The organism is Haloferax prahovense (genome assembly GCF_000723845.1).
In the GTDB taxonomy this organism is placed as follows: Archaea; Halobacteriota; Halobacteria; order Halobacteriales; family Haloferacaceae; genus Haloferax; species Haloferax prahovense.
Genome location: NZ_LK053000.1, coordinates 934,122 through 959,983, shown reverse-complemented (window position 1 = coordinate 959,983; position 25,862 = coordinate 934,122). Strand labels below are relative to the sequence as shown.

At 69.4% G+C, this 25,862-nt stretch carries 26 protein-coding genes; 8 read left to right on the top strand and 18 right to left on the bottom strand.

Annotated elements, in window-relative coordinates; genetic code table 11:
- Positions 1 to 98 precede the first annotated feature (98 nt).
- Genes samp1 through BN984_RS04640 form a run of 3 tightly spaced genes read right to left on the bottom strand, consistent with a single transcriptional unit; the run spans position 99 to position 3,084 of the window.
- Positions 99 to 362, bottom strand: a complete 264-nt coding sequence (gene samp1 / locus BN984_RS04650) for a ubiquitin-like modifier protein SAMP1 (RefSeq protein ID WP_008095188.1) — start codon at positions 360 to 362, stop codon at positions 99 to 101.
- A gap of 23 nt (positions 363 to 385) precedes the next feature.
- Entirely contained in the window at positions 386 to 1,873 is a 1,488-nt protein-coding gene (locus tag BN984_RS04645; RefSeq protein ID WP_081909181.1) for a cation:proton antiporter regulatory subunit, read from the bottom strand.
- Positions 1,873 to 3,084: a potassium channel family protein gene (locus BN984_RS04640; protein WP_049967776.1), complete on the bottom strand. Its 1,212-nt coding sequence runs from the start codon at positions 3,082 to 3,084 to the stop codon at positions 1,873 to 1,875. Before BN984_RS04640 ends, BN984_RS04645 begins: the two co-directional genes overlap by 1 nt.
- 100 nt (positions 3,085 to 3,184) lie before the next feature.
- Between BN984_RS04640 and BN984_RS04635 the strand changes: the two genes are divergently transcribed.
- Positions 3,185 to 4,423, top strand: coding sequence for an NAD-binding protein (locus tag BN984_RS04635; RefSeq protein WP_008095195.1), 1,239 nt, complete (start codon positions 3,185 to 3,187; stop codon positions 4,421 to 4,423).
- A 38-nt stretch (positions 4,424 to 4,461) separates the two neighbouring features.
- Here BN984_RS04635 and BN984_RS04630 read toward each other — a convergent pair whose 3' ends face one another.
- From BN984_RS04630 to BN984_RS04610, 5 genes are all read right to left on the bottom strand, one after another.
- A complete protein-coding gene (locus tag BN984_RS04630; RefSeq protein ID WP_008095197.1) occupies positions 4,462 to 5,886 on the bottom strand; it encodes a universal stress protein in 1,425 nt (474 codons plus the stop codon).
- A 7-nt stretch (positions 5,887 to 5,893) separates the two neighbouring features.
- Complete coding sequence (locus BN984_RS04625; protein WP_008095198.1) at positions 5,894 to 6,622, bottom strand: nucleoside phosphorylase; 729 nt, start codon at positions 6,620 to 6,622, stop codon at positions 5,894 to 5,896.
- Between the two features lie 107 nt (positions 6,623 to 6,729).
- Positions 6,730 to 7,254 (bottom strand): hypothetical protein, encoded by a 525-nt coding sequence (locus BN984_RS04620; protein WP_008095199.1) that lies wholly within the window; start codon positions 7,252 to 7,254, stop codon positions 6,730 to 6,732.
- 78 nt (positions 7,255 to 7,332) lie between these two features.
- Positions 7,333 to 8,250 carry a carbohydrate kinase family protein gene (locus BN984_RS04615; RefSeq protein WP_049967775.1) on the bottom strand — a complete coding sequence of 306 codons (918 nt, stop codon included), beginning with the start codon at positions 8,248 to 8,250 and terminating at the stop codon, positions 7,333 to 7,335.
- Positions 8,251 to 8,361: 111 nt separating this feature from the next.
- Complete coding sequence (locus BN984_RS04610; protein ID WP_049967774.1) at positions 8,362 to 9,171, bottom strand: DUF63 family protein; 810 nt, start codon at positions 9,169 to 9,171, stop codon at positions 8,362 to 8,364.
- 66 nt (positions 9,172 to 9,237) lie between these two features.
- On the opposite strand from BN984_RS04610, the gene deoC reads away from it, so the two are divergent.
- Positions 9,238 to 9,876: a deoxyribose-phosphate aldolase gene (gene deoC, locus BN984_RS04605; protein ID WP_008095202.1), complete on the top strand. Its 639-nt coding sequence runs from the start codon at positions 9,238 to 9,240 to the stop codon at positions 9,874 to 9,876.
- A gap of 77 nt (positions 9,877 to 9,953) precedes the next feature.
- Complete coding sequence (locus BN984_RS04600) at positions 9,954 to 10,928, top strand: sodium:calcium antiporter (protein ID WP_049967773.1); 975 nt, start codon at positions 9,954 to 9,956, stop codon at positions 10,926 to 10,928.
- Positions 10,929 to 10,985: 57 nt separating this feature from the next.
- Here the strand turns inward: BN984_RS04600 and BN984_RS04595 are convergent, their stop codons facing one another.
- The 3 genes from BN984_RS04595 to BN984_RS04585 form a co-directional block, all read right to left on the bottom strand.
- The gene (locus BN984_RS04595) at positions 10,986 to 12,206 is read right to left on the bottom strand and encodes an outer membrane protein assembly factor BamB family protein (RefSeq protein WP_008095204.1); all 1,221 of its coding nucleotides are present in this window, start codon (positions 12,204 to 12,206) and stop codon (positions 10,986 to 10,988) included.
- On the bottom strand, positions 12,203 to 13,558 hold the full coding sequence (locus BN984_RS04590; protein ID WP_049967772.1) for an outer membrane protein assembly factor BamB family protein: 1,356 nt from the start codon (positions 13,556 to 13,558) through the stop codon (positions 12,203 to 12,205). Before BN984_RS04590 ends, BN984_RS04595 begins: the two co-directional genes overlap by 4 nt.
- A gap of 147 nt (positions 13,559 to 13,705) precedes the next feature.
- On the bottom strand, positions 13,706 to 14,107 hold the full coding sequence (locus tag BN984_RS04585) for a DUF5518 domain-containing protein (RefSeq protein ID WP_049967771.1): 402 nt from the start codon (positions 14,105 to 14,107) through the stop codon (positions 13,706 to 13,708).
- A gap of 263 nt (positions 14,108 to 14,370) precedes the next feature.
- Between BN984_RS04585 and BN984_RS04580 the strand changes: the two genes are divergently transcribed.
- A complete protein-coding gene (locus BN984_RS04580) occupies positions 14,371 to 15,660 on the top strand; it encodes a tRNA (N(6)-L-threonylcarbamoyladenosine(37)-C(2))-methylthiotransferase (protein ID WP_008095208.1) in 1,290 nt (429 codons plus the stop codon).
- 43 nt (positions 15,661 to 15,703) lie between these two features.
- On the opposite strand, the gene BN984_RS04575 is transcribed toward BN984_RS04580, so the two are convergent.
- Positions 15,704 to 16,195, bottom strand: a complete 492-nt coding sequence (locus tag BN984_RS04575; RefSeq protein WP_049967770.1) for a GNAT family N-acetyltransferase — start codon at positions 16,193 to 16,195, stop codon at positions 15,704 to 15,706.
- Positions 16,196 to 16,284: 89 nt separating this feature from the next.
- Between BN984_RS04575 and BN984_RS04570 the strand changes: the two genes are divergently transcribed.
- Positions 16,285 to 16,872, top strand: a complete 588-nt coding sequence (locus BN984_RS04570) for a S26 family signal peptidase (RefSeq protein WP_049967769.1) — start codon at positions 16,285 to 16,287, stop codon at positions 16,870 to 16,872.
- A gap of 15 nt (positions 16,873 to 16,887) precedes the next feature.
- On the opposite strand, the gene BN984_RS04565 is transcribed toward BN984_RS04570, so the two are convergent.
- From BN984_RS04565 to map, 3 genes are all read right to left on the bottom strand, one after another.
- Positions 16,888 to 17,823, bottom strand: coding sequence for a cation diffusion facilitator family transporter (locus BN984_RS04565; protein WP_049967768.1), 936 nt, complete (start codon positions 17,821 to 17,823; stop codon positions 16,888 to 16,890).
- A gap of 81 nt (positions 17,824 to 17,904) precedes the next feature.
- The gene (locus BN984_RS04560) at positions 17,905 to 18,474 is read right to left on the bottom strand and encodes an HIT family protein (RefSeq protein ID WP_008095217.1); all 570 of its coding nucleotides are present in this window, start codon (positions 18,472 to 18,474) and stop codon (positions 17,905 to 17,907) included.
- 92 nt (positions 18,475 to 18,566) lie between these two features.
- Positions 18,567 to 19,457 carry a type II methionyl aminopeptidase gene (gene map, locus BN984_RS04555; RefSeq protein WP_004974836.1) on the bottom strand — a complete coding sequence of 297 codons (891 nt, stop codon included), beginning with the start codon at positions 19,455 to 19,457 and terminating at the stop codon, positions 18,567 to 18,569.
- A 183-nt stretch (positions 19,458 to 19,640) separates the two neighbouring features.
- On the opposite strand from map, the gene BN984_RS04550 reads away from it, so the two are divergent.
- Together BN984_RS04550 and ppk1 are read left to right on the top strand one after the other, a co-directional pair.
- The gene (locus tag BN984_RS04550; protein ID WP_008095220.1) at positions 19,641 to 20,342 is read left to right on the top strand and encodes a metallophosphoesterase family protein; all 702 of its coding nucleotides are present in this window, start codon (positions 19,641 to 19,643) and stop codon (positions 20,340 to 20,342) included.
- Between the two features lie 60 nt (positions 20,343 to 20,402).
- On the top strand, positions 20,403 to 22,658 hold the full coding sequence (gene ppk1, locus BN984_RS04545; protein WP_049967767.1) for a polyphosphate kinase 1: 2,256 nt from the start codon (positions 20,403 to 20,405) through the stop codon (positions 22,656 to 22,658).
- 15 nt (positions 22,659 to 22,673) lie between these two features.
- Here the strand turns inward: ppk1 and BN984_RS04540 are convergent, their stop codons facing one another.
- From BN984_RS04540 to BN984_RS04530, 3 genes are read right to left on the bottom strand one after another with little or no spacing between them, the layout of a single operon-like run.
- Positions 22,674 to 22,934, bottom strand: coding sequence for a lipoyl domain-containing protein (locus tag BN984_RS04540; protein WP_008095224.1), 261 nt, complete (start codon positions 22,932 to 22,934; stop codon positions 22,674 to 22,676).
- Positions 22,935 to 22,965: 31 nt separating this feature from the next.
- Positions 22,966 to 24,006, bottom strand: a complete 1,041-nt coding sequence (locus tag BN984_RS04535; protein WP_049967766.1) for an alpha-ketoacid dehydrogenase subunit beta — start codon at positions 24,004 to 24,006, stop codon at positions 22,966 to 22,968.
- Positions 24,006 to 25,040 (bottom strand): thiamine pyrophosphate-dependent dehydrogenase E1 component subunit alpha, encoded by a 1,035-nt coding sequence (locus tag BN984_RS04530; RefSeq protein WP_008095229.1) that lies wholly within the window; start codon positions 25,038 to 25,040, stop codon positions 24,006 to 24,008. Before BN984_RS04530 ends, BN984_RS04535 begins: the two co-directional genes overlap by 1 nt.
- A 166-nt stretch (positions 25,041 to 25,206) precedes the next feature.
- On the opposite strand from BN984_RS04530, the gene BN984_RS04525 reads away from it, so the two are divergent.
- Positions 25,207 to 25,848: a dienelactone hydrolase family protein gene (locus BN984_RS04525; protein WP_049967765.1), complete on the top strand. Its 642-nt coding sequence runs from the start codon at positions 25,207 to 25,209 to the stop codon at positions 25,846 to 25,848.
- The last annotated feature ends 14 nt before the right edge of the window (positions 25,849 to 25,862 follow it).

Below are 25,862 nucleotides of genomic sequence, written 5' to 3'. Positions count from 1 at the left end.
CCACGAGTGCCGACGGAGCCGCCGCTCGCGGGATGTGGGTCGAATCCGAGAATGGTTTCGATTCGCCGGTTCGCTCGGCGCTCCGACGCGCCGGCGCGCTAGCCGCCGCTGACCGGCGGGAAGAGCGCGAGTTCGTCGCCGGCGGCGGCCTCCTCGCCGAGCGCGGCGGCTTCGCCGTTTCGCAGAACGTTGATGTGGTCGTACAGTTCACCGTCGTCGCCGAACACCCGCGATTCGAGCGCCGGGTGCGCCCCGACGAGGGCGTCGAGCGCGTCGCCGACGGTCGCGTCGCCGTCGACGTCGACCCGAACGGTCCGCGTGCCGGCGACTTCCGCGAGGTCGGCGAACAGCTTCCACTCCATACTCCCGTCTCGTCGCCCGGCGCTCATGAGGATTGCGCCCCTGACGACCGCGGCGCGTCGCCGTCGGAGTCGCCGTTTTCGTCTCCGTCTCCGTCTCCGTCGCCCCCGCCGTCAGTTCGGCTCGTGTCGGTCGTCGCCCGGCGTTCGACCTTTCGGAGGACCTCCGGCCGGCCGACGACGTAGAGCGTGTCGCCGGCCGCCAGTTCGCGTCCCCGGCCGGGAATCGCGTCCACCGGGCGGTTCGCCGACCGGATGGCGACGACGGTCGTGTCCACGTCCGAAACCGCCAGTCCGTCGAGGTCTGCACCCGGTGCGACGGTCGTGACCGCCATCGTCTCGTCGGCGTTCCGGAGGAGCGACGCGAACTCGCGGTCGACGTGGGGGTCCGCGGGGAGCGTCACGAGTCGGTACTGCTCGCCGCTCGTCAGGCGGTCGGCGTCCTCCTCGTCGAGGGCGACGGTCGCCACGTCGTCGGCGACGCCGCGAAGTTCGCCGAAGGCGACGCGGGCCGGCGCGGCCGGCGCGTCGGTGCCGCCGTCGGACAACGACCCCGAACCGCTGGGAGGCGTCTCGGTCGTCGGTTCGGCGGACTGGGCCGGTTCAGTCGCGTCGGTCGCTCCCGCGACGGCGTCGCCCGACGGGTCGTTTTCGTCGTCAGCCGCCGGCTTCGGAACCGACCAGACCTGCACGGGGTCGCCGGCGGCCGCGCCGGAACCGGGGTCGCCGCGAATGGCGACCGCGACGGTGCCGGGTGCGAGCGTCGGCCCGAGGCCGGCCGCGCGACTGCCGAGCGCGAGGTACGACACCTCGTTCCCGCTGGCTTCGAACTCCACGTCGACGTGACCGACGCCGTGGTCGTCCTTGATGCGCGTCGCGAGTCGGTCGCGGAGCTCGGCCTCGCTGAGCCGCCGGGGGAACAGCAGCGTCTTGCCGCTCAGTTGGGTCTTGACGGCCTCGCCGACCGGGTCGTACCCCTCGATGTCGCCGATGTCCTCGGGGAGCGTCACCGACGTGACGCGGCCGACGGTCCGGACCAGTCGGCTCACGTCGGCGTCGAGTTCCTTCGCGCCCGCGACGGCGAACACGTCCGTCGCGAGTCGGTCGCCAGCGACGCGGCCGACCGGCGCGATAAGCGCTCCGCCAAGGAGCGACACGGTGTTGAAGAGGACGGTGTCGAGTTGGAACACCTCGGTCTCGGTGCCGGTGGTGAACGCGCCGAACAGGCCGATCGTGTTCAGGTAGAGCGCGACGACCGCCCCGCCGAAGAGGACCGAAAGCGCCCGCGGGATTATCTCCCGGGTGTACCACCGGTAGAGCAGCGAGGCGATCGCCGAGACGACGAACGCGCCGACGACGAGTCCGACGAACCGGAGAATCTGCAGGACGAGCGAGTCGTCCGCCGGCGGAATCGACACCTGTCCGGCGGTCGCCGACCCCCCGACCGCCGCGAGCAGGTCGGCGGCGGGTGCGGCCGAAGCGGGCCCGGCGGCCGAGGCGAGGGCGGCGAACATCACGCGACCGCCTCCTCGAAGCCGGTGAGGTCGCTTCTCGACCCGACCGCATAGAGCGTGTCGCCGGCGGAAATCTCCTGGTCTCCCCGCGGCGCAATCGTCCAGTTCCCGCCGTGGCGGACCGCGAGAACGGCCACACCGTAGCCGTCGCGGACGCCGGCCTTCCCGAGTGTCACCCCGTCAAGTGGGCTCTCGGCGCGGACCGAGAGCCGCGAGAAGCGCTTGCCCGCGCGGCGGAGCAGGGAGACGAGTTCGAACTCCCGGCGGACGCCGCGGGAGGTGACGATGAACCGCTTCACGTCGCTCCCGAGAAGCGATTCGACCTTGCCTCGGTCGACCGCGAGCGTGACGCGGCCTTCGCCGCCGACGGCCGTCGGCGCGCGCGGCGCGGCCTTCGGGGCGTCCGCGTCGTCCTCGTCCTCGTCGGCGTCGCTCGGGGTCTCGACGACCGATTCGACTCCGGCGACGCTCGCCGGGACGGTGCCGCCGTCGGTGACGACGACCACCTCGTCGCCGCGCGCGAGTCCAGTCGGGACGAGCGCCGTCACCGACACCGCGCGCTTGCCCGTCGGGAGGCGCTTCGAGAGACCGCCGACCGGGGCCGCGGCGGAGACGGTCGCACGGGCTCGTTCATCGAGTCTGACCTCGACGGCGGCGAGGTCGAACTCGTTCTGCAGGCGGTCGGCGAACCGCGATTCGAGTTCCACGAGCGGGATGTCGGCGGGGAACGTCCACTCGCCGTTTCGGATACTGGTACGGATGTCCAGCGGGACCGGCGGGTAGCCCTCGATGTCGCCGACCTCACCGGTGACGGTGACGCTGACCTGTCCGCGGCCGCCGACGAGTTCGACCACGTCGGTCGAGAGCGACCGCTCGGTGAGCTTTCGCAGCGACATCTTCCGCGGGATGTCGTTGGCGAAGGCGTCCCCGCGGTTGTGCGCGTACAGCGACCCCATCAAGACGACAAGCAGCGCGACCGTCAGCCTGACCTGACTCTCCGACTGGGTGATTGTCGGGTCGGCCAGCGCCATGAGACCGCCGCTCGCGCCCGCGATGGCGACGCTGAGGACGACGACGGCGAGGCCCGGAACGGTGACGCCGGTGACGTAGCGGAAGCCGAATCCGAGGAGCCACGCGACGGCGGCCGGGACGAGCCCGGTGAGAATGCCGAAGTACAGCCCGTAAACGACTTCGACGGGGAGTGAAGCCATGGACCGGTACACTCGCCGACGGAATAAAGACGTGACGACGCGCCCGTGACAGGCCGATACCCGACCGTTTTTGGCCTCGGACGCCAGAACTGGGAGAGACATGGCTTCGGTACGCGAGTGGGTCGGTGCCCGCGCGACGATTGGGACGGTGTTCTTCGCCGCCGTCCTATCGGTCGCCATCGGCATCCTCAACATCAGCTCCCCGGTCACCGGCGGCGTGCTGGCACCGTACATCCCGGAAGCGGTCCGCATCACCGCCGGCTTCACCGGGACGCTGACGGGCTTTCTGCTCCTCGCGAGCGTCTTCGGACTCCGCCGACGCTACCGCGCCGCGTGGTACTCGACCGCGGTGTTGCTCCCGGTGACTGCCGCGCAGGGGCTCATCCAGTCGCCGGAACGGGCGGCACCCCTCGTCGGCCTCTCGCTTATCAGTCTCGCGCTCCTGCTTTTCAACCACAGGGCGTTCGACCGCGACCTCGACCTGACGGCGACACAGCTGTCGGCCCTGCTCGCCATCGCGGGCGCACAGACCTACGCGACCGCCGGGGCGTGGGCGCTCAGAGAGCAGTTCAACGGCATCGACACGCTGTTCGACGCGTTCTACTTCGGCGTCGTCACCGGCAGCACGGTCGGCTACGGCGACATCACGCCACAGACCGCCATCGCAAAGCTGTTCGGCATCTCGGCGCTGTTGCTCACGGTGGCGACGTTCGCTGTGGCGCTCGGTGTCCTGCTCACGCCCGCAATCGAAGCGCGACTCACCAAAGCACTCGGACGCATGACCGAATCACAACTCGACATCCTGGAGAACCACGTCCTCGTCCTCGGCTACGGGGAACTGACAGAACCGATTCTCGAAGAGCTCGGCGACCGCGCCCGCGTCGTCATCGTCACGCCCGACGAGAGCCGCGCCAAGCGCCTCACCGACCGCGGCTACGACGTGGTCACGGACGACCCGAGCGACGAGGAGGCGCTCCAGCGGACCCGCGTGGACGCCGCCCGCTCGGTCGTCGTCGCCACCAACAACGACGCCGAAGACGCGCTGGCCATCCTCACGGCGCGACAGCTCAACCCCGACGTGCACATCGTCGCGGCGGCGACCCAGCGCGAAAACGAGCGAAAGCTCCGCCGCGCCGGGGCCAACACCGTCATCAGCCCGGCGGCGCTCGGCGGTCACTTCCTCGCCGAGTCCGCCGTCGGCGGGAGCGGCCTCGAAACCATCGAGGAACGGCTGCTCGACGAACAGCCCACCGACCCGACCGTAGACGAGACGGTCGAGACGAACGGGAAGGGTGCGGCCGACGAGACCGACGACACCGACGAGACGAACCGCTCGTAACCGCGCGCCGCCTCCGCTCTGACTCTACGACCGCGCGCTCAGTGCCCGCGGTCGAACACCGCAACGTCGCAGTCTATCTCGCGGATTCGCTCGAACGTCGGCGGCGAGATGAACCGCGAGGCGGGCGAGCGGTCGCCGCTGGACCCGAGCACCACGAGGTCGTAGGTGGCGGCGTTCGAGGCGATGAAGTCGGTCACGTCGGAGCGGGCGACCCGCGTCTCGATGTTCCCGTCTGCGGTTTCGACCAGATTGGCGAGTTTCGACTCCGCGGGCCGGCGCTCGACCTCGGAGGAGATGCAGGTCGTGACGCTCACGCTCCCGGTCTGCCCGGCGAGGCGGGTTGCGAAGTCTATCATCGCGTGGGCAGAGTCGCCCGGCCGCGAGACGAGGACGAGGATGCGCCGCCAGCGGGTGGTCTCACCGGTCGAGCGAAACGCCACGGTGTCGTACGACCCGCCGAAGAGGCCGCGGATGTAATCGGAAAGCAGGCCGCGATCCTCCTCGTAGGGCGTCACCACGAGGTCCGAGTTGGTGTTCGCCGCGGCCTCGGTCGTCGCGGTCAACGGGTCGCCGCGGGCGACCGCGACCTCCACGGGCACGCCCAGTCGGGTCCGCAGTTGGTGCGCGCAGGATTCGAGGCGCTCGACCGACGCGTCGGCGTCGGTGTCGAGTTCGCCGCCGGCGTTCGTCTCCGCGTCCGCGTCGCCCTCGGCGGTCGCCGCCGGCGGGAGCACGTCGAGGAGGACGACCTTGCCGGCGCTGTGGGCGGCGGCGAGTCGGGCGGCGAAGAAGGCCGTCTGGGTCGCCGCCTCCCCGCGCATCGGGACGAGCACGTGGTCGTCGCCGCGGACGGTCCCGTAGAGGTACTCCGCGCGGCGCTCGTAGAACTGCTCGCGCCAGATAGTGAACGCGATGGCGATGACGACGCTGGCGAAGAAGATGCTCACCACGTACTCCTCGGGGTTCACGTCACCCGTGACGAGCGTCAGGAGCGCCGTCGAAAACGCGGAGGGGGCTTCCACGTCGAGGAGCCACGTCGTGACCCCCGCGAGGAAGATGGCGAGCGCCGCCGCCGACGGGTGGACGATTGCGGTCCCCGTCGGGCCGTAGGTCCACCCGGTAAAACCGACCGCGACGAGGCCGCAGAGCGCGCCGATAGTGAGTGCGACGACGAACTTCACCGGCGACGCGTACCGCCCCTCTGGGTCGGAAAACAGCGTGTACGACCCCGACGCGAGCGGCGGGAACAGCAGGAACGAGAGCGTGCTGACCGAGTTGGAGACGAACGTCACCCCGGCGATGAGCACGGGGATGATGAGGAGAATCGAGAGGTGAAGCAGGTTGTTCGTGTTCTCTATCCACCGACCGAACGCCACCATCTCACGCCGCTCTATCCGGCGGAGCCGGGCGCGGAGCGCGCCGGCGCGTGCGACCGCTCGGGCCGCGAGGTGGCGCAGGTCCACGGTTCGGTTACGCGAGGTCGGTGACGGCGTCGAGCGTGATGGAGATGGCGCGCTCGACGTTGTTCTTGGCCTTCTCGGGGAGTTCCTCGTCCGAGTCGGCTCCCTTCTGGGTGCCGGCGACGAGGTTGCCGTCGACCGTGCAGATAGCCCCGGCGCGGAGGCCCTTCCGGCGGGCGAGCGAGAACACCGTCGCGGCCTCCATCTCGATGGCGAGCAGGCCGGCGGCGTTCCAGTCGTCGACGTACTCGTCGGACTCGTTGTAGAACGCGTCGTCGGAGACGATGGGGCCGACGTGGACGTCCTCGTCGTTGGCCTCCGCCGAGTCGACGAGCGACGTGAGCACGTCGTAGTCGGGGACGGCCGGGTAGACTTCGGACTCGTAGCGCTTCGAGGTGCCCTCCTCCTTGGCCGCGCCCGTGGCGACTATCATGTCGCCGACTTCGATGTCCGCCTGCAAGGCACCGATGGTGCCGACGCGGATGAACGTCTCCACGCCGACGCGGGAGAGTTCCTCGATGGCGATGGCCGCCGAGGGGCAGCCGATACCGGTCGAGGAGATGGTGAGCGGGACGCCCTCGTACTCGGCGTTGACGACCTTGTACTCGCGGTTCTGCGCGACTTCCTCGACGTTGTCACACTGCTTCGCGATGCGGTCGACGCGCCCGGGGTCGCCCGGGATGAGCGCGATGTCGTTCACGTCGCCTTCTTCGACGAGGAGATGGGGCTGTTTCGCCATGTACCGACCGACTCGGGTCGCGGGCAAAAACGACGCGGTTCGAACGGGGGCGGGTGCGATCGGCTGGAACGGCCGGCCGACTGCTCGGCCGACCGACCGAGCCGCCGTCACGCGAACCCGGTGAAAAGCGCCGGCGCGAGGACCAGCAACGTCGCGCCGAAGACGAGCGAAGAGCGGAGCCACTGCCCGCGCACCGCCGTCGCGCGCTCCTCGTAGATTCGCCGGCCGGCGCGCGGGAGGACGAAGCGGGCGAACGCGACGTAGATGAACGCCACGACGACCGCGGTCGCGACGAGATGCGACGGGAGGTCGACGCCGGCGACCCCGAGGTCCGGCGCGACGGCGTCGGTCGCGAGGTAGACGAACGCGTAGAGGACGCCGGCGAGCGCGCCGGCGGCGTGGTGGACGACGTTGGCGTCGCCGAAGCTCACCTCGTCGGGCGTCGTCCGTCGGACGACCGCCGCGGCGACGTAGGCGGGGGTAAAGCCCTCGTCCTGTCGCCACATCGGGATGGCCATCACGACCGCGGCCGCGACCCCGACGACCGCGCCGAGGAGCAGTCGCCCGGCGACCGCACCGAGGCTCGACGCGGCGTCGAGGACGGCGACGGCGACCGGGAGCTGGTCTAACATCGTCCCGACGAATGACTGGTGGGGATAAAATTTGTCGGGTCGGAACCGAACGGTGTCGAACCGAGGCGTGCGGTCGGTTCAGCCCTCGACGAGGTCGTCCAGCCGCCGCCAACTGAGTTGCGTCCGCGCGCCCGGCTCGGCCGCGGTGAGCGCGCCGCAGGCGTTGGCGACCGCCAGCGCCCGCTCGTAGGCGGCCCCGTCGAGGCGGGCGGCGATGAAGCCCGAGGCGAAGGCGTCGCCCGCGCCGGTCGTGTCCACCGCGTCGACGGGGTAACCGGGGTGAACGTGTCGGTCGTCGCCGTCTCTGACCTCCGCGCCGCGCGGACCGTGTTTGAGGACGAGCGTCGTCCGCGCGAGCGCCTCGGCGACCTCGGACGGGGGCTCCGAGCCGGCGCTTCGGCCGCGCTCGACCGCCGCCTCGCCGAGCGCGGTTGCGGCCTCGCGGTCGTTGAGAAAGACGTAGTCAACCTCGCGGAGGGCGTCGGCGTAGCCCCGGTCGCCGACGCGCCGACCGGGGTCGAAGCTGACCGTCGTATCCACCTCGTGTGCCCGTCTGGCGAGCGTCGCGGCCGTGTCGGGCGACTGGCTCGTCAGGTGGAGGTGGTCGGCCGCCGCGAGCGGGTCGGTCGGGAGGTCGGTCGCCTCGAACGCCTCGTTGACGCCGGGCGAACCGAGGACGAACACCTCGCCAGCGGCGTCGACGACGATGTATTTGACCGTGGTCGGGCCGCGGTCGACGCTGACGACGTGGCGGCAGTCGACGCCCTTCGAAGCGAGTTCGGCGACGGCGGCGTGGCCGTGTTCGTCGTCGCCGACGCTCCCGAGGAGCGCGGCGGGCACGTCGAGACCGACGAGGCCGCTGGCGACGTTGGCGGCGCTCCCGCCGCCCGCGCCGACCCGCGACTCGACGGTCGCCTCGCCGTCGGGCTCCGGCAGCGCGTCCACGCGGAGGGTGACGTCCCAGTTCACGTGGCCGGCGCAGATGACACGGGACATGCGTCCGCGTAGGTCGGTTCGCCGGTGGGATAACTCTCCCGGGTCGGGCGACTACGGAGCGCGGAGAAACAAAGCGTGGACGCGGGGCGCGGTCGCGACCCGGCCCGAACCTCAGCCGGCGATGGCGAACAGCAGGAGGTTGTGGACGCCGGGGCCGAGGCCGACGGCGGCGACGAGACCCAAGAGGAGCGACCCCTCGGTCGGGTCCTCGCGGACGTAGTCGGCGAGCAGGGCGACCACGAAACCGGCCACGACGAGTTTCACGAGGACGAACAGCCAGCCGACGCCGATGACCTCGGCGGTCGGGAGCGCAGCGGCGGCTTCGAGGATGATGCGCGACAGCGGCGTCCGCTCGCCGAATCCGAGCACGTCGATGCCGACGGCGGTCGACAGCGCGTCGAGGGCGTGCCCGAAGATGGCGAGCAGGCCGAGCGACCCCGCGGCGGCCGCGTCGGGTGCGACCCGGGTCACGACTCGCCACGTCAGCGGAGTGACCGCGAGCGCGGCGACGAGGGCGACGCCGGGCCAGACGATGGAGAGCGTGCCGGCGGCCAGACCGATGAACAGCGCGAAGCCCGAGAGTCCGGCGGCGACGAGCAGTCCGGGAACCGCGAGCGCCGTCGGGGAGGCGAGGTCGGCCGCGTCGAGCGCGAGCCACGTCGCGCCGGCGGCGACGGCCACGGAGAGGTAGACCGCGGGCGTGCCGGCGAGCGGTTCGACCGCGGGCGGGAGCGCGTCGATGACGTAGAGGACGTGCAGCGCCGACCCCGACACCATCCACGGGACGAGTGCGGCGACGTGGGCGGGCGTGACCGTCGGGCGCGTGCGGCTCAGTCCGACGCCGACGCCGACGAGTCCCGCGACGAGGACGACGAGGTAGGGAAGCGGCGGGAGCGCGAACCCCTCGGGAAGGATGGCCATGCAGGAGGCGCGGCGGGGCGGCGTGAAAGCCTTACGTTCTTTAGCCTCGGGTCGCCTCGACAGGGTATGAACCGAGCCGACCTCGCCGCCCGCATCGACCACACGGTCCTCGGACCCGAGACGACGATGGCCGACGTGGAGGCCGTCCTCGACGACGCCGACGAGTGGGGGATGAACGCCTGCATCCCGCCGTGCTACGTCGGCGAGGCGAGCGAGTACGCTCCGGACGTGTTGCTGGCGACGGTCGTCGGCTTCCCCCACGGGCAGAACACGACCACGGCCAAGCGCGAGGAGGCCGTCGACGCGTGGCAGGCCGGCGCGGACGAACTGGACATGGTCATCAACGTCGGCCGGCTCAAAGCCGGCGAGGACGAACTCGTGACCGAGGACATCTCCGAGGTCGTCGCGGCCGTCCCGATCCCGGTGAAGGTCATCATCGAGACGTCGCTCCTCACCGAGGAGGAGAAACACCGCGCCTGCGAGGCCGCCGTCGAGGCCGACGCCGCCTTCGTCAAGACCGCCACCGGCTTCGCCGACGGCGGTGCAACGGTCGAAGACGTGGCGCTCATGGCGGAGTACCTGCCCGTCAAGGCCTCCGGCGGGGTCGGCTCCTACGACGAGGCGGTCGCCATGTTCGAAGCCGGCGCGGAGCGCATCGGCGCGTCGTCGGGCGTCGACATCGTCGCCGGCGCGCCCGAGGAATAGGTCGGTCGTCGGCCGATTGGCATCGCGCGGTCGCCGGTGCCCAACATTGATTACTCGACTCCCGAGAACCCAGTACCATGCTCCGAGGCGGGCCGGTCGTTCAAATCGGCGTCATTTTCGTGTCAGTACTGGGGCTTTGGGTCGGCGCGCGGCTGTTGGTCGACGCCGCCGTCCGGTCGGCTCGGAGGTTCGGGCTCTCGGAACTTACCATCGGACTGACAATCGTCGCGATAGGGACCTCGACGCCGGAGCTCTCGGTCGCGGTCGACGCCGCGTACAAGGGGTTGGGCGACATCGCGGTCGCGAACGTCCTCGGTTCGAACATCTACAACCTGGCGTTCGTGTTGGGCGTCATCTCTCTGCTCCGGGTGATTCCGGTCGCGGAGTCGCTCGTCTATCGGGACGGCCTCGCACTGCTGGCGAGCACGCTCCCCGGCGGACTGGTCCTGTTCGACCTCCGGGTCACGAGGCTCGAAGGCGTCCTCTTAGTCGGGGCGTTCGTCGCCTACACGGCGTACCTGCTCCGGGGGTCCCAGTCAGACGGGGACGGCGCGACCGACCAGTCGCTCGGCGACGGCGGCGTGACCCGCCCGATAACCGAACGAATCGACTTCCCCGGACGAGACGCCGTGTTCCTCCTGGGCGGGTTGGGGCTGGTGTTGGTGAGCGGCGACTACATGGTGCTCGCCGCGTCGGGGTTGGCCCGTGGTGCCGGCGTCTCCGAGTGGGTCATCGGCGGGACAATCGTCGCGGCGGGGACGTCGACGCCGGAGTTCGCCGTCTCGCTGGTCGCGCTCCGACAGCGGAGTTTCGGGGTCTCGGTGGGCAACGTCGTCGGCAGCAACATCCTCAACATCACGGGCATCGTCGGCGTCGCGGCGGTCGCTAGCCCGCTCGCGGTGAGCGGGTCGGCGCTCGGAACGTTCGCGTGGCTCGTCGCGGTCACGCTCCTGATAGTCGCCGCGCTCTGGACGGGGCGGGTCCTGTCCCGCTTGGAGGGCGCTTTCTTCGCGACCTCCGAAGTCACCCGGTGGATACTGGGGCTCATCTGAGGGCCCCGGGAGTCCCCTGATGCGGTTCTTTCGGACGACCGCCCTCGCACTCTTCTGTTACTCGGCTCGCAACGCGACGAGCCGTCGCGGCCCGTCGTCGCCGCCGGATTCGAGTACGAACAGCGCGTCGCCCGCCGGCGTCGGGCCGGTCAGCGCGCCGCCCGCGAGTTCGTACCGCCAACGCTCGGCCCCGATTCGGGTGTCGTCGAGGCCGACGCCGCCCCCGGCATCGTAGGCGACGACGCGGCCGTCGTCGCTCGTGTCCGAGACGAATATCGTGTCGCCGGCACCGGCGGGCGGGGCGAAGAAGTCGTCGCCGGCCTGCCACGCGGGCGACCCCTCGCGCCTGTCGAAGGCGTCGAGGCCGGTCCCGTCGGTCGAAAAGACGCGTCGAGGGCCGACGACGAGCGAACCGTGCGGGGAGGGGTGTTCGCGGTGCCAGTCCACCGCACCGGCGCGGAGGCCGCCTCTGAGCCGGGCGACGCCCGCGCCGAAGAAGCCGGCGAACACGTCGTTCGACTGGGCGACTGCGAGCGACTGCACGCCGCCGGGGAGTTTGGTTCGCCACTGCCCGGTCGCGCCGCGCTCGACGCCCTCGTCTTGGAATGTGAACACTTCGCCGCCCTCCGTGCCGGCGACGACGGTGTCGTACCGGGCCGCGAGGGACCGGACCGCGCCGAACACCTCCTCGCGCCACTCGACGGTCCCGTCGCTGGCGCGGACGCGGTAGAGGTTCCCCGCGGTGTCAGAGACGTAGAGGCGGTCGCGGTCCGGTTCGGGTCTGACGACGGGTGCCCAGACGCTCGACTCGGTCGGCGCGTGCCACGCTTCTTCGCCGTCGTGGGTGTACGCGAGCACGCCGGTTTTGGTCCCGACGTGGCCGATGTAGACGCGCTCCGAATCGACCGTCACCGACGAGCGGAAGCCGCTCTGGGGGTCGCTTTCGACCGACCACAGTTCGGTGCCGTCGGCGACCGAAAACGCTCGGAGGCGCTCGCTGGTCGCGAGGTAGACCGTCTCGCCGAACACGACCGGGCGCGCCAGTTCGATACCGTTGACCTCGACGCCCCACGACTCGCTCGGCTTCGAGGCCGGTCCGGTCGAACGGGGGTTGTAGCCAGTCCCCTCGGGCGAGAAGTACGGGTGCGGCCAGTCGGCGCGGCCGTCGCCGGTGGAGCCCTCGTCGCCGCCGACACAGCCCGCGAGACCGGCGGCCGCGCCGATTCCGAGGGCTCCGAGGAACGTTCGTCTGGATAGGTCCGCGTCGGGTTCCGTCACGACTCCGAACCTCCAGCGTCCGCGGCTGTCCTCGCGGTCGCGTTCGTCCCCGCAGCAGCGGTCGTTCCCGCGGTCGACGCGTCGGGGTCGGCGTCGCCGACGACGGTCAGGCTGAACAGGCCGTCGTCGCGGACGAGCGGGCAGAACACGCGCCGGTTGGTCGCGGCCAGCGAGTGGCCGACGTTGCGGCCGAGCGAAATCGACCAGCGCTCGCGGTCGCCGAAGAGGCCGCGGTCGCCGGTTCGATTCAGGGCGACGAGTTCGCCCTGCCCGGTGCCGACGTAGACCGTGTCGCCGACGATGCTCGCGGCGGAGACGGTCTCTCGCGGGTCGTACTTCCACCGCTCTTCGCCGGTCGCGCTGTCGAGCGCCCGGAGCGACCCGCGGGCGGCGTAGAGGCGCTCGCCGTCGAACGCGAGTCGCTTGTGGACGCCGCGGTCGTCCTCCCAGACCACGTCGCCGTTTCGCCGTTCGAGCGCGGCGATTCGGTCCCAGCCCGCGATGTACACCCGCTCGTCGCCGACGACCGGCGCGACGGGCTCGACCGTTTCGGTCGAGACCTGCCAGAAGGGGCTGCCGTTCGTGCCGAGGCAGTAGAGTCGCTGTCCCTCGGTGACCACGAAGAGCGAATGGAGGTTGACCGCGAGGGGACGCCGAACCGCGCCGAACAGCGACCGCGTCCAGTTGACTTCTCCGGAGTCGATGTCGACCGCGCAGACGCGCTCGTCGTCGAGGCCGAGAAACAGCGTCTCGCGGTCGTTGGAGAACGCCGGCGGCGTCTGCGGACGGCCCGGGAGTTCGATAGTTCGGAACAGCCGACCCGAACGGGCGTGGTAGAGCGCGAGCCGGTTCGGCCCGTGGACCGTCGTGCCGAGCGAGTAGACGACGCCGTCGAGGACGACGGGAGCGGTCCAACGCTCGCCCTGTGCGGCCCACAACTCCTCGCCGGCGGCCGGGGCGATTACTCGCATCGGGTCGCCGGGCGTGTAGCCCACTCCGTCGGCGACGACGGGCTCGGTGGAGTCCATCCCGAAATCGGGTTCGTATTCGATGGTCGGCTCGGAGATGGGAGTCCCCTCGCGGAGGTACGCGGTGTTGGCGTCGTCGTGGGCGTAGGTCCGCCAGCCGCTTTCGAAGCGGACGCCCTCGGCGGAGTCGTCGTCGGTCTGTTCGTCGCCGCCGAGGCAACCGGCGAGGCCGACGGCCGCACCCGACCCGAGTAGTCGAAGTACGTCGCGGCGGCGTGGAAAACCGACGGAAGACGGACTGTGAGCGGCGGACGAAGCGTCGCTGTCGGTCGAGCCCGAGTCGTGGGCGGAGGGCGAACCGGGCGGTGTCCTGCGGGAACGCATCTACCACAACTGCACAACACCGTGACAAGTAACTTTTCGCCGGGAGCGGTGGCGAGGGCGCGAAAGTGAGAGGGGGTGAAAGGGAGCGTGAGGGCGCGGGAGGAAGGCGAAACGCGGACGAAAAGCAGGAACCGGGGCCGAGTCGGCTCAGGCCGCGGGTCTGGTGCGGCGGGCAGCCGAGCGGTCGTGGAGCATGCTGCCGACCGCACCGCCGATAGCGCCGGGGATGCCCGCGAGGGCGATGACGACGACGGCCGCGGCGAACACGGTCAGGCCGAAGAACGCGCCCGCGAACAGGACGTTCATAATCACGAGGCCGATGGCGACGATAATCGCGCCCAGCGTCGTGCCGACGAGGCCGTTGAGCGCACCGTCGGCCATGCCGGTCGTGACGAGGTAGCCGGCGACGAGACCGCCGATGATACCCGTGAGGACGTAGCCGACCGTGGGAAGCGTGACGTTCGTGAAGGGAACCGTGAGGCCTCCGAGGATGCCGACGACTACGGTCGCGATGAACCCGTAGGCGATGGCGCGCATGTTGAACTTCATAGCGAATCTAAATACAACTCTTGAGGTAATGAATTATATTCGTCCTCGGGCGGATGATACGGCCGACACGAGACTCATCGGCGACGGAGCGTCCGGTCGGTGCGACGCTCCGCCCGCCGTGTTCGTCGGCGTTCGTTGGCTTGTCGGCATCCGCGTCGAGCGGGCGAAGCACTCGGGAGACGATATTACGGGCCGTGGACGCCGGCGGTCTCGGGGGAGACCGCGGCGTTTTTGCCCGCTGACCCGGTACGTGGGATAACCGAATGGCCCGATACCACATCGAGACATACGGCTGCACCTCGAATCGCGGCGAGAGCCGCGCCATCGAGAGCGCGCTCCGCGACGCCGGTCACTACCGCGTCGACGGGCCCGAGGAGGCCGATGTCGCCATCATGAACACCTGTACGGTCGTGGAGAAGACGGAGCGGAACATGCTCCGTCGGGCCAAAGAGCTGGAGTCGGAGACGGCGGACCTCATCATCACCGGCTGCATGGCGCTCGCGCAGGGCAACGACTTCCGTGAGGAGGGCATCGACGCCCAGATTCTCCACTGGGACGACGTGCCGACCGCCGTCACCAACGGCGAGTGTCCCACTCCCGGCCCCGGCGTCGAACCCGTCTTGGACGGCGTCGTCGGCATCCTGCCAATCGCCCGCGGCTGTATGTCGAACTGCTCGTACTGCATCACGAAGTTCGCCACCGGCCGGGTCGATTCCCCGTCGGTCGACGAGAACGTCGAGAAGGCGCGGGCGCTCGTCCACGCCGGCGCGAAGGAACTCCGCATCACGGGCCAGGACACCGGCGTCTACGGCTGGGACAAGGGCGACCGGAAGCTCCCCGAGCTACTGGACCGCATCTGCACCGAAATCGACGGCGAGTTCCGCGTCCGCGTCGGCATGGCCAACCCCGGCGGCGTCCACGGCATCCGCGAGGAACTCGCCGGCGTGTTCGCCGAACACGACAAGCTCTACAACTTCATCCACGCGCCGGTGCAGTCCGGCTCCGACGAGGTGCTCGAACACATGCGTCGCCAGCACCGCGTCGACAAGTTCAGAGAAATCGTCGAGACGTTCGACCGGGAGCTTGCGTACTGGACGCTCTCGACCGACTTCATCGTCGGCTACCCGACCGAGACCGACGAGGACCACGAGCGGTCGATGGAGCTGCTCCGCGAGATTCGCCCCGAGAAGGTCAACGTCACGCGTTTTTCGAAGCGCCCCGGTACCGACGCCGCCGACCTGAAGGGCCTCGGCGGGACGCTCAAAAAGGAGCGCTCCAAGGAGATGTCCGAGGCGAAGATGGACATCGTCGCCGCCGCCTACGACGAGATGGTCGGCACGGAGCGCGAGGTGCTCGTCGTCGAGGAGGGCACCGGCGATTCCGTGAAGTGCCGCGACGAGGCCTACCGACAGATAATCGTCCAGAACGCGACCGAACACGGCCTCGAACCCGGCGACTTCGCCCGCGTGAAGGTGACCGCCCACCAGACCGTCTACGCCTTCGCCGAACCGGTCGAGGCACAGCCCGACCCGCGCGAGCCCACCGCTGCCTAAGCGGTCGATTCCCCGCCGATTCCCCGCCGACCGCACTCGTTTCTCAGCGCTCGTCGCGCCCCCGAACGCCGTCCTCGCCGACCCGGAGAAACATCCCTTTGGACGCCGGCGCGGTCGGTTCGAACCCCCAGCGCTCGTAGTAGCCGTCCACGTCGGCCAGGAGGTTCACGAACGCCGACGGCGGGGCCTCGCGGTCGAGGTAGTCCACGAGCGCGTCCATCACGCGGGTGCCGAGCCCGCGGCCCTGATGGTCGGGGTGAACCGCCACGTCGACGACCTGAAAGACGGTGCCGCCGTCGCCGACGAGCCGACCCATGCCGACGACGAGCTCGTCCGAGTCGTCGCCGCCACGGGCCACGTCAGCGTCGCCATCGCGGTCACCGCCGTCGAAGACGACGCGCACGCCGAACGTCGTGTTCGGAACGCCGCGCTCGGCGGCCGCGAGCGACCGGGGAGGCATTCCGGCGGCGTCGCGGAGGGCGACGTACGTTTCGGGGTCGGGAAACTCGGGGACGAGGCGGTAGTCGTCGGTCACGATTCGGCCGTCGCGCCGCCCGGTCCTAACGGTTTCTCTCCGCCGAACCCAGCAACAGATTGATAGCGACCCGCGGGGTGACAGCACCCGTGTCCGACGACAGCCCATCGGAGCCCCGAACACTCGCGAGAGACGCGCTGGAGACGGTCGCTATCGTCGTCGCGGTCGGCGCGGTGCTCTTCGCGGTGAGCGGCGTGTGGCCCCCGATGGTCGCCATCGAGAGCGGGAGCATGCAACCCACGCTCGAACGCGGCGACCTCGTCGTCGTGACCGCGGAGGGTCGCTACGGCGGCCCCGCGGCCGACGACTACGGCGTCGTCACGGCCAACGCGAGCGAGGGCTACGGACGGCTCGGTGGGCCGGGCGACGTCGTCGTCTACGACGCGCCGTCGCACCCCACACCCATCATCCACCGCGCCGTCTTCTGGGTCGAGGAGGGCGAGAACTGGTACGACCGGGCCAACGAGTCCTACGTGAGCGGCGCGGACTCCTGTGCGGAGCTTCTGAACTGTCCCGCGCCGCACGCCGGCTACGTCACCCGCGGGGACAACAACGACTACTACGACCAAGCGCAGGGTATCGCCGTGCCGGTCCGCCCCGACTGGGTGCGGGCGAAAGGCCAGTTCCACGTGCCGTACCTCGGAGCGCTACGGCTGGAAGCCGAGAAACTGTTCTGAACACCCCCCGACGCGTCAGCGACCGTCGCCGCCGTCGGGCGAGAACATGGTGTAGCGGTCCGTCTCGTCGTCTTCCTTCCACTCGCCGAGTTCCCGCGGGTCGATGTGGACGAACACGTCGTCGACCTCGTCGATGTTCCGAATCGCCTGGACGACCCACGTCTCGATGTCGTGGGCCTCGGTAATCGTCATGTCGCCTTCGACCTCGATGTGGAGGCTCACGTCGATTTCGGGGCCGACGTAGTGGGCGACCACGTCGTGTGCGCCGTAGACGTCGGGGTGCGACAGGGCGGTCTGGACGATGAGCGCCCGGAGGTACTCCGGCGGGGCGGCCCCGACGAGGTAGTTCACGTTGTCGCGGACGATTTCGTAGCCGGTGTAGACGATGCCGATGGAGACGACCATGGCGGCCAGCGGGTCCAAGATTGGGTAGCCGAACTGCCCGCCAATCACGCCGACGAGCGCCGCCCCAGCGGTGAGGATGTCGTTTCGGTTGTCGACGCCGGCGGCGACGAGCGCGGGCGAGTTCTGCTCGCGGCCGACCGAGTAGCAGTAGCGGTAGAGGACGTACTTGGCCGCCGCCGCGACGACGAGGACGACGACGCCGAGCATCCCCGCGTCTCCGCCGTAGGTTCCGGCGAGGATGCTGGACGTGCTCTGCCAGAGAATCGCCCCGCCGGCGGCGAAGATACCGACCGCGACGAAAAGCGAGATGAACGGCTCGATGCGCTCGTGGCCGTGGGGGTGTTCCCAGTCCGGCGGCTTCGTCGTCAGGTAGAGGCCGCCGAGGATGATGGTGCTGTAGACAACGTCCGCGAGGCTGTTGACCGCCTCGGACCCGAGGGCCAGACTCCCGGTCGTCCACCACACGCCGCCCTTCCCGAGGACGAGAAGCAGGTTCGCCACGAGGACGACGAATCCGACTCGACGGATGGCCCGCTTTCGCTCCATTACCGTGGCTTTCGGGAGTGGGGTTCAAATGCGCTTCGGGCCGGAGCGGCCCATTAGATGCACTTGATGCGAGTTTTAGAGTCAGTCTAATCCGAAGTGAACCGCGTCGTCGTCGCCGTCGACGACCGCGCCGTCGAGGCCGGCGAACGCCTCGTGAAGTTGGTCGTAGGAGTCGTCGAGGGCCTGCACGAGCACTTTCGTGTCGGAGATGACCGGCATGAAGTTCGTGTCGCCGCTCCACCGCGGGACGACGTGGGTGTGGAGGTGGTCGTCGATGGAGCCGCCGGCGGCCGACCCGCCGAGGTTCTCGCCCGCGTTGCAGCCGTCGGGGTCGAAGGCGGCGTCCAACGCGGCGAGCGTCTTCGATTTGAGCCGCGCGTGGTCGAGGAGCTCCGCGTCGGAGAGGGCGGCGAACTCGCCGGTGTGGCGGTACGGGATGACCATGACGTGGCCCGGCGCGTAGGGGTAGTTGTTCAGGAGGACGAACGAGTGCGGGGAGCGAGCGACGATTTTGCTCTCCCTGTCGTCGTCGCGTTCGGGGAGCGCACAGAAGGGACAGCGGTCGTCGTCCGGGTCGTCGGCGTCGGCCGCGTCTTGGTCGTCGTCGCGGGCGACCCACTCGATGCGCCACGGGGCGAACAGTTGGTCCATGGCGGCCCAACGGGACCGGACGTGCAAGCCGTTTCGGTCTCGGAGCGGTCGATACCGACCTCGAGCCCGACGCCGACCCCGACTTCGTCCGATTACCGCGTGAGGTTCTCGTAGCCGTCTTCGGTGACGATGATGGTGTCTTCGGCCTGTCCGACCAGCGCGCCCTCCTCTTCTTTCAGGACGGGGTAGCCGCGCAGGATGCCCTGTTGTTCGAGCCGGCGGATGGCCATCTCGGAGCGGCCGCCCTCGAACCAGCGACCCGCGAAGGGGAGCAGTTTGTACTTCTCGCGGACCTCGTCGAGCAGTTTGCGCGACATGCGGTCGCGGACCGAGCGGTCGTTGACGAGGCTGTAAATCTCGTTTTTCGAGCCCTCGGTGACCTTGCCGGAGCCGTCGGTGGCGAACGGTTCGATGGCGACCACGTCGCCGACTTCGAGTTCGACGCCGCGCTCTGCGCCGCGGTTCGGGATGGTCGGGTCGGTGTGGGCGTCCCACTGTTCGACGCCGTGGCCCGAGAGATTGAGGACGGGCGTGTAGCCGTAGCCGCGAATCACGTCCTCGATTTCCGCGCCGATTTTCCCGGTGTGTGCGCCCGCTTCGACCATGTCGAGGGCGGCGTCGAGCGCCTCTTCGGCGGACTCGACGAGTTCGTCGTTGCCCGAGAGGTCGACGGTCACGGCGGAGTCGGCGATGTAGCCGTCGACGTGGACGCCGACGTCGAGACAGACCATGTCCTCGCCGAACACGGTGTCGTCGTCGCGGCCGGGGCTGGCGTGCGACGCCTCCTCGTTGACGCTGATGTTGACCGGAAAGGCGCAGCCGTCGGCGAGTTCGCGGATGCGACCTTCGGCGTACTCGGCGACTTCGAGGTGGGTGACGCCGGGTTCGACCATCTCGGCCGACTCGTCCAGCACCGTGCGCAGGACCTCCCCTGCCTCTCGATACTTCTCGACCGTCTCGTCGTCGAGGGGTCCGATGCTCATGGTCGCGACTTCGCGGCCGCGCCGGAAAGCGATTGCGGGATGGCCGGCGACTGAGCGCGGGCCGCCGCAGCCGACTCGGACACCATGCGAGACAAACGCTCTCACGTCTATATAGCACAACATTCCGAAACTAGCAACCCTTTCTTAGGTAGCCGTGCTCAGAAACAGGAGAGAACGTTTCCAATGAGTGTCCCATCCTTCCATCCCGACGTCGCCGAGCAACACCTTCGAGTCGACATCGACGACTGGGACGACGTGTACGTCGTCGGCGACGTACACGGGTGTCTGCCGGCGCTCGAACGCCTCGTCGATCGGCTCGACCCGTCCGAGGACGACCTCGTCGTCTTCGTCGGCGACCTCGTGCGGAAGGGGCCGGACAGCAAGGGCGTCGTGGACTACGTCCGCGAGCGCGACAACTTCCTGACCGTCCGCGGCAACAACGAAGAAAAGCTCATCCGGGGCACGAAGGAGATAGACGCGCTGACCGACGACGACCTCGAGTGGATTTCGAACCTCCCGGTCGCCATCACGTGGGACGGGGCCATCGTCGTCCACGGCGGCATCCACCCCGAGAAACCGCTGTCCGAACACGACATCGACGCCCTCGAAAACACCCGGGCGATGAACCCCGGCGACAGCTACGACGGCCCGTTCTGGTTCGAACACTACGAGGGCCCCGAGCGCGTCTTCTTCGGCCACACCGTCATGGCCCACCCCGCCGTCTTCGAGCACGCGATGGGTCTCGACACGGGCGCGGTCTACGGCGGCGCGCTCACGGCCTACGACCTCCGCGCCGACGAACTCGTCGCCGTCGAGTCCGAGGTCACCCACGAGTCACGCAAGGACTCGAAGATTCTCGAACCGCGCCAGCCCGCGCTGGTCTGAGCCGCGCCGGGGCGGAGGCGGCGAACTAAAGGTCGCCGCCGAACCATCTCCTCTCAGCACATGTCCGACGACGAGGCTCGCGGCGGCGACTCGCAGGCCCGGCAGAGTCAGACGACCGCGCCGGTCCGCGTCCGCGAGCGCGGAGACGGCGAGTCGACCTCAGCCGACGCCGACCTCACCGACCCCGCGCTGTACCTCAACCGCGAACTCAGCGAACTCGCCTTCCACGAGCGCGTCCTCCACGAGGCGGTCGACGACCGCAACCCGCTTTTCGAGCGCGTCAAGTTCCTCTCGATTCTCACCTCGAACCTCGACGAGTTCTTCATGAAGCGCGTCGGCGGCCTGAAACAGCAGATGGCCGCCGGCGTGAGCGAACTGTCGCCCGACGGTCGGACGCCGAGCCGACAGTGGTCGCTCGTCCTCGACCGCGCCCGCGACCTGCTCGACCGGCAGTCGGCCTGCTTTCACGACCTCGTCCGACCCGCGCTCGCCGACGCGGGCATCGAAATCGTCGGCTACGACGACCTCGCGCCCGACGAGCGGGCGGCGCTCCGCGACTACTTCGAGGCCTCGGTCCTGCCGACGCTCACGCCCCTGACGTTCGACCCGGCGCACCCGTTCCCGTTCATCTCGAACCTCTCGCTGTCGCTCGCGGTCCGGACGACCGAGGGCGACGACGAGCCGACGAAGTTCTCGCGGGTCAAGGTCCCCGGCAACCGCCCGCGACTCGTCAACGTCGACGAGCGCGTCGGCGACGCGGACGGGGCGACCGTCGCCGATGCCTCCACCACCGAATCCGCCGGCTCAGCCGCTCCGGTAAGGTTCGTCCCGCTCGTGGCCGTCATCGAGCGCAACATCGACCTCCTGTTTCCGAACGTCGACGTCGTCGACACCTCGGCGTTCAGGGTGACGCGGAACGCCGAGGTCCGCCGGAACGAGGAGGTCGCCGAGGGCCTCATCGCCACGATAGAGGACGTGCTCCGCCAGCGTCGGTTCGCCACGGTCGTTCGGCTGGAAGTCCAGTCGGGCACGCCCGAGGCGGTCCGCGACCTGCTCGCGGAACAGCTCGACGTGGACGACCCCGAGGTGTTCGAGCGCGACCTGCCGCTGGACTACGGGGCGCTCACGTCGCTTTTCGACCTCGACCGCCCGGAACTCGAAGTCGAGCCGTGGACGCCGCAGCCCCACCCGCGGTTCGCCGGGCGCTCCGCCGACGACCCCGAGTCGGTGTTCGCCGAAATCGCCCGGAAGGACGTGCTCGTCCACCACCCGTACCACTCGTTTACGGGCACGGTGGGAACGTTCCTCGCGGCCGCCGCGGCCGACCCGGACGTGCTGGCCATCAAAGCCACCATCTACCGGACCGCGCCGGACTCCGAGGTCATCGAGACGCTCATCGAGGCCGCGAAGAACGGCAAGCAGGTCGCGGTGATGGTCGAACTCAAAGCGCGGTTCGACGAGGAGAACAACCTCCGGTGGGTCCGCCGCCTCGAAGAGGAGGGCATCCACGTCGCCTACGGCACTATCGGGCTGAAAACCCACTCGAAGACGGCGCTCGTCGTCCGCGAGGAAGACGACGAGGTGCGACTGTACTCCCACGTCGCCACCGGGAACTACCACTCCCAGACGGCGAAGCTCTACACCGACCTCGGGCTGTTCACGACCGACCCCGACATCGGTCACGACCTCGTGCGCCTGTTCAACTTCTTCACCGGCCACTCGCGGCAGGAGACCTACCGGAAACTGCTGGTCGCGCCGACGAACCTCCGCGAGGAGATGACTCGGCTCGTCCGCCGGGAGGCCGACCACGCCCGCGCCGGCCGCGACGCCCGCATCGTCGCCAAGATGAATGCCCTCGAAGACCCCGCGATGGTCCGCGAACTCTACGAGGCGTCGATGGCGGGCGTCGATATCGACCTCGTGGTCCGGGGCATCTGCCGGCTCAGGCCCGGCATCGAGGGGCTCTCGGAGAACGTCTCGGTGTCGAGCGTCGTCGGGCGGTTCCTCGAACACTCGCGTATCTTCTACTTCGAGAACGGGGGCGAGCCGGACTACTACGTCGGTTCCGCGGACTGGATGACTCGCAACCTCGACCGTCGGGTCGAGGCCGTCGCGCCCGTCGAGGACCCCGAGCACCGCGCGGAACTCGACGCCGTCCTCGACGCGCTCCTGTCGGACAACCGCCGGCGCTGGGTGATGGACGCCGACGGTCGGTACGAACAGCGCCGACCCGGCGACGACGAGCGGGTCAGAGAGGCCCACCGAGAGCTGATGGACCGGGCGTTCGGCGAGGCGTACCGGGCGGGCGACGACTGACCAAAAAAGACCGATTCAGGCGCTCGGTTGCACCCGCGCGAGCACGTCGCCGCGGTCGAAGTCGCCTCCCTCGGCGACGAGTATCTCCGTGACCGTCCCCGTCGCCGGCGCGGCCACGTCGATGCTCACCTTCTCGACCTGTATCTCGCAGAGCGTCTCGCCCTCGTCGACCGCCGAGCCCTCGCGGACGAACCAGTTGGCGAGGTAGCCCTCGACCACGTCGTCCGCGTCGTCGGGCCAGACAGACGCCGAATCGACGTCGATGGCGTCCGTCATGCGCGACCTCCGTCTGGTTCCGACGCTCCCGTCATTCGTGGAGTTCGCGGACGGCCGCCGCGATGTCCTCGGTGCCGGGGTTGACTTCGTCTTCCAGCGAGCGGGCGTAAGGAATCGGCACGTCCGGGATGGCGAGACGCTTGACGGCCGAGAGGTCGTCCAGCGCGCCCTCGGCGGCCCGCGCGATGATTTCCCCCGTCACGCCGAACGACTGGTAGTCCTCGTCGACGACGAGGAGTTTGCCGGTCTTGCGGACCGAGTCGAGCACCGTCTCGGTGTCGAGAGGCACGAGCGTCCGGAGGTCGATGACCTCGGCGTCGATGCCGTCGTCGTCGAGCTGTTCCGCGGCCTCCATCGCCCGGTGGACGTGCAGGCCGAGGGTGACCACGGTCACGTCGTCGCCGGGGCGCTTCACGTCCGCCTCGCCGAACGGAATCGTGTAGTCGTCCTTGGGAACCCCAGTCTTCGGGCCCGAGGGCGAGGGCATCCAGCCGAGGCCCATGAGGCGCTTGTGGAACATGTAGACGACCGGGTCGTCGTCGCGGATGGCGCTGTGCATCAGCCCCTTGGCGTCGTAGGCCGTCGAGGGGACGACGACTTTCATCCCCGGCAGGTGGGCGAAGGTCCCGTAGAGCGTCTGGGAGTGCTGGCCGGCGTCGTTGTAGGTGCCGCCGACGGCCGTAGTCAGCACCATGGGGACGGAGAACGACCCGCCGCTCATGTAGGTGTTCTTCGCCATGTTGTTGTAGATTTGGTCCATGGCGACGCCGAAGAAGTCGACGAACATCAGTTCGGCAATCGGGCGCATGCCGGCCTGTGCGGCCCCGACGGCCGCGCCGAGGTAGGCCGTCTCGCTGATGGGAACGTCCATCACGCGGTCGCGACCGAACTCGTCCAAGAGGCCCGTCGTACTGGAGAAGATGCCGCCGTAGTCGGCGACGTCCTCGCCCATGTAGAACACCTCCTCGTTCTCGCGCATCTCCCACGCGATGGCTTCCACCATCGCCCGGCTCATGGTCAGTTCGCGGTCCGTCTCGGTCGCCTCCGTGTAGTCTCGTGATTCGGTCGCCATCAGTTGTCACCTCCCGTCTCGTCGGCGTCACCCGACGCGTCTGTCGCGCTCCCGCCGTCCGTCGCCGCCTGCGCCGGCGGGTTCGTAAACACGTTCTCGTACGCCTCCTCCGGGTCCGGTTCGGGCTGCTCTTTGGCCCACGAAATCGCCTCCTCGACCCGCTCGTGGGCGCGCTCGCGAATCTCGTCGAGTTCGTCGTCGGTCACGCCGTGCGAGCGGAGGTCCTCGGCGAGTCGCTCGATGGAGTCGCGCTGTTTCGCGCGGTCGATGTCGGCCTCCGGGCGGTACGCCTCGGCGTCGCCCATGAAGTGACCCATCCGGCGGTGGACCTGCACCTCGATGAGCGTCGGCCCGTTGCCGTCGCGGGCGCGCATCACGGCCTCGCCCGCGGCCTCGTAGACCGCCGTGGCGTCGTCGGAGTCGATGCGGACGCCCGGCAGGTCGAAGCCGGCGGCGCGCTGTGCGCCGTTCTGCACGTCGGTCACGCGGTCTTTCGGCATGCTGATCGCCCAGTCGTTGTCCTCGACGACGAAGACGACCGGGAGGTCGTGGACCGCCGCGAGGTTCAGCGATTCGAGGAAGCCGCCCTGGTCGATAGCGCCCTCGCCGAGGAAGGCGACGGCGACCGAGTCGGTGTTCCGCTTTTTCGCGGCCATCGCCGCGCCGACCGCCGGCGGACAGCCCTGCGCGATGATGCCCGAACACGCGAAGTTCACGTCGGGGTCGAACAGGTGCATGTGGCCGCCCTTCCCGCGGCACAGCCCCGTCTTCCGGCCGAAAATCTCGGCCGTCATGCGCTTGAGGTCGACGCCCTTCGCGATGGCGATGTGGTGCGGTCGGTGCGGCGCGGTCACCGTGTCGTCGTCGCGGAGGTGCATGCAGACGCCCGCCCCGGACGCCTCGTGGCCGGCCGCGAGGTGCAGTTCGCCGGGAATCGGCCCCGCCGAGATGTCGAACGCCGGCTGTTTGCCGACGAGGTACTCGTCCACCAGTCGCTCCTCGTAGTGCCGAGCGGTCACCATCTGCTCGTACATCGTCTGTAGGTCGGTAACACTCACCATGGTTGGCGTCCGGGTGTACTCTCGTAGAACTATTAACATTAATTGTGTAAGTCATGACCATCAGAACGAGCGGACTACGAATTCACGCGAAGCGACGGGTCGAGACAGGTCTAAGCCCGACTCGAGCGTATCGTCTCGTATGAACGACACGACCGCGAACCTCGTCTCGATACCCGTCGGCGACGCGGTGCTGGAGGGCGACCTCCGCGTTCCGTCCGGGGCGTCGGGACTCGTGGTGTTCGCCCACGGGAGCGGCAGCAGCCGCAAGAGCCCGCGGAACACCTTCGTCGCCGAGGTCATCCGCGATCGCGGGCTCGGGACGCTCCTTTTCGACCTGCTCACGGAGTCGGAAGACGAGACGTACGAGACGCGGTTCGACATCCCGCTTCTGACCGAGCGACTGCTCGGCGCGACCGAGTGGCTCCGCGGCCGCGACGACGCCGCCGCCCTCGACTACGGCTACTTCGGGTCGAGCACCGGTGCGGCGGCGGCGGTCCTCGCGGCTGCCGACCTCGGCGACGACGCCGGCGCGGTCGTCTCTCGCGGCGGGCGCGTCGACCTCGCGGAGTCGCGGCTCGGCGACGTGACGGCACCGACGCTGTTCGTCGTCGGCGGTGCCGACGAGCCGGTTTTGAGCCTGAACCGCGACGCGTTCGACCGACTGGACTGCGAGAAGTCGCTGGCGGTCATCGACGGCGCGGGCCACCTGTTCGAGGGGCCGGGCGAACTGGACGAGGTGGCCGACCTCGCCGCCGACTGGTTCGAGAGCCACCTCGGCTGAGGGCGTCGCCCGCG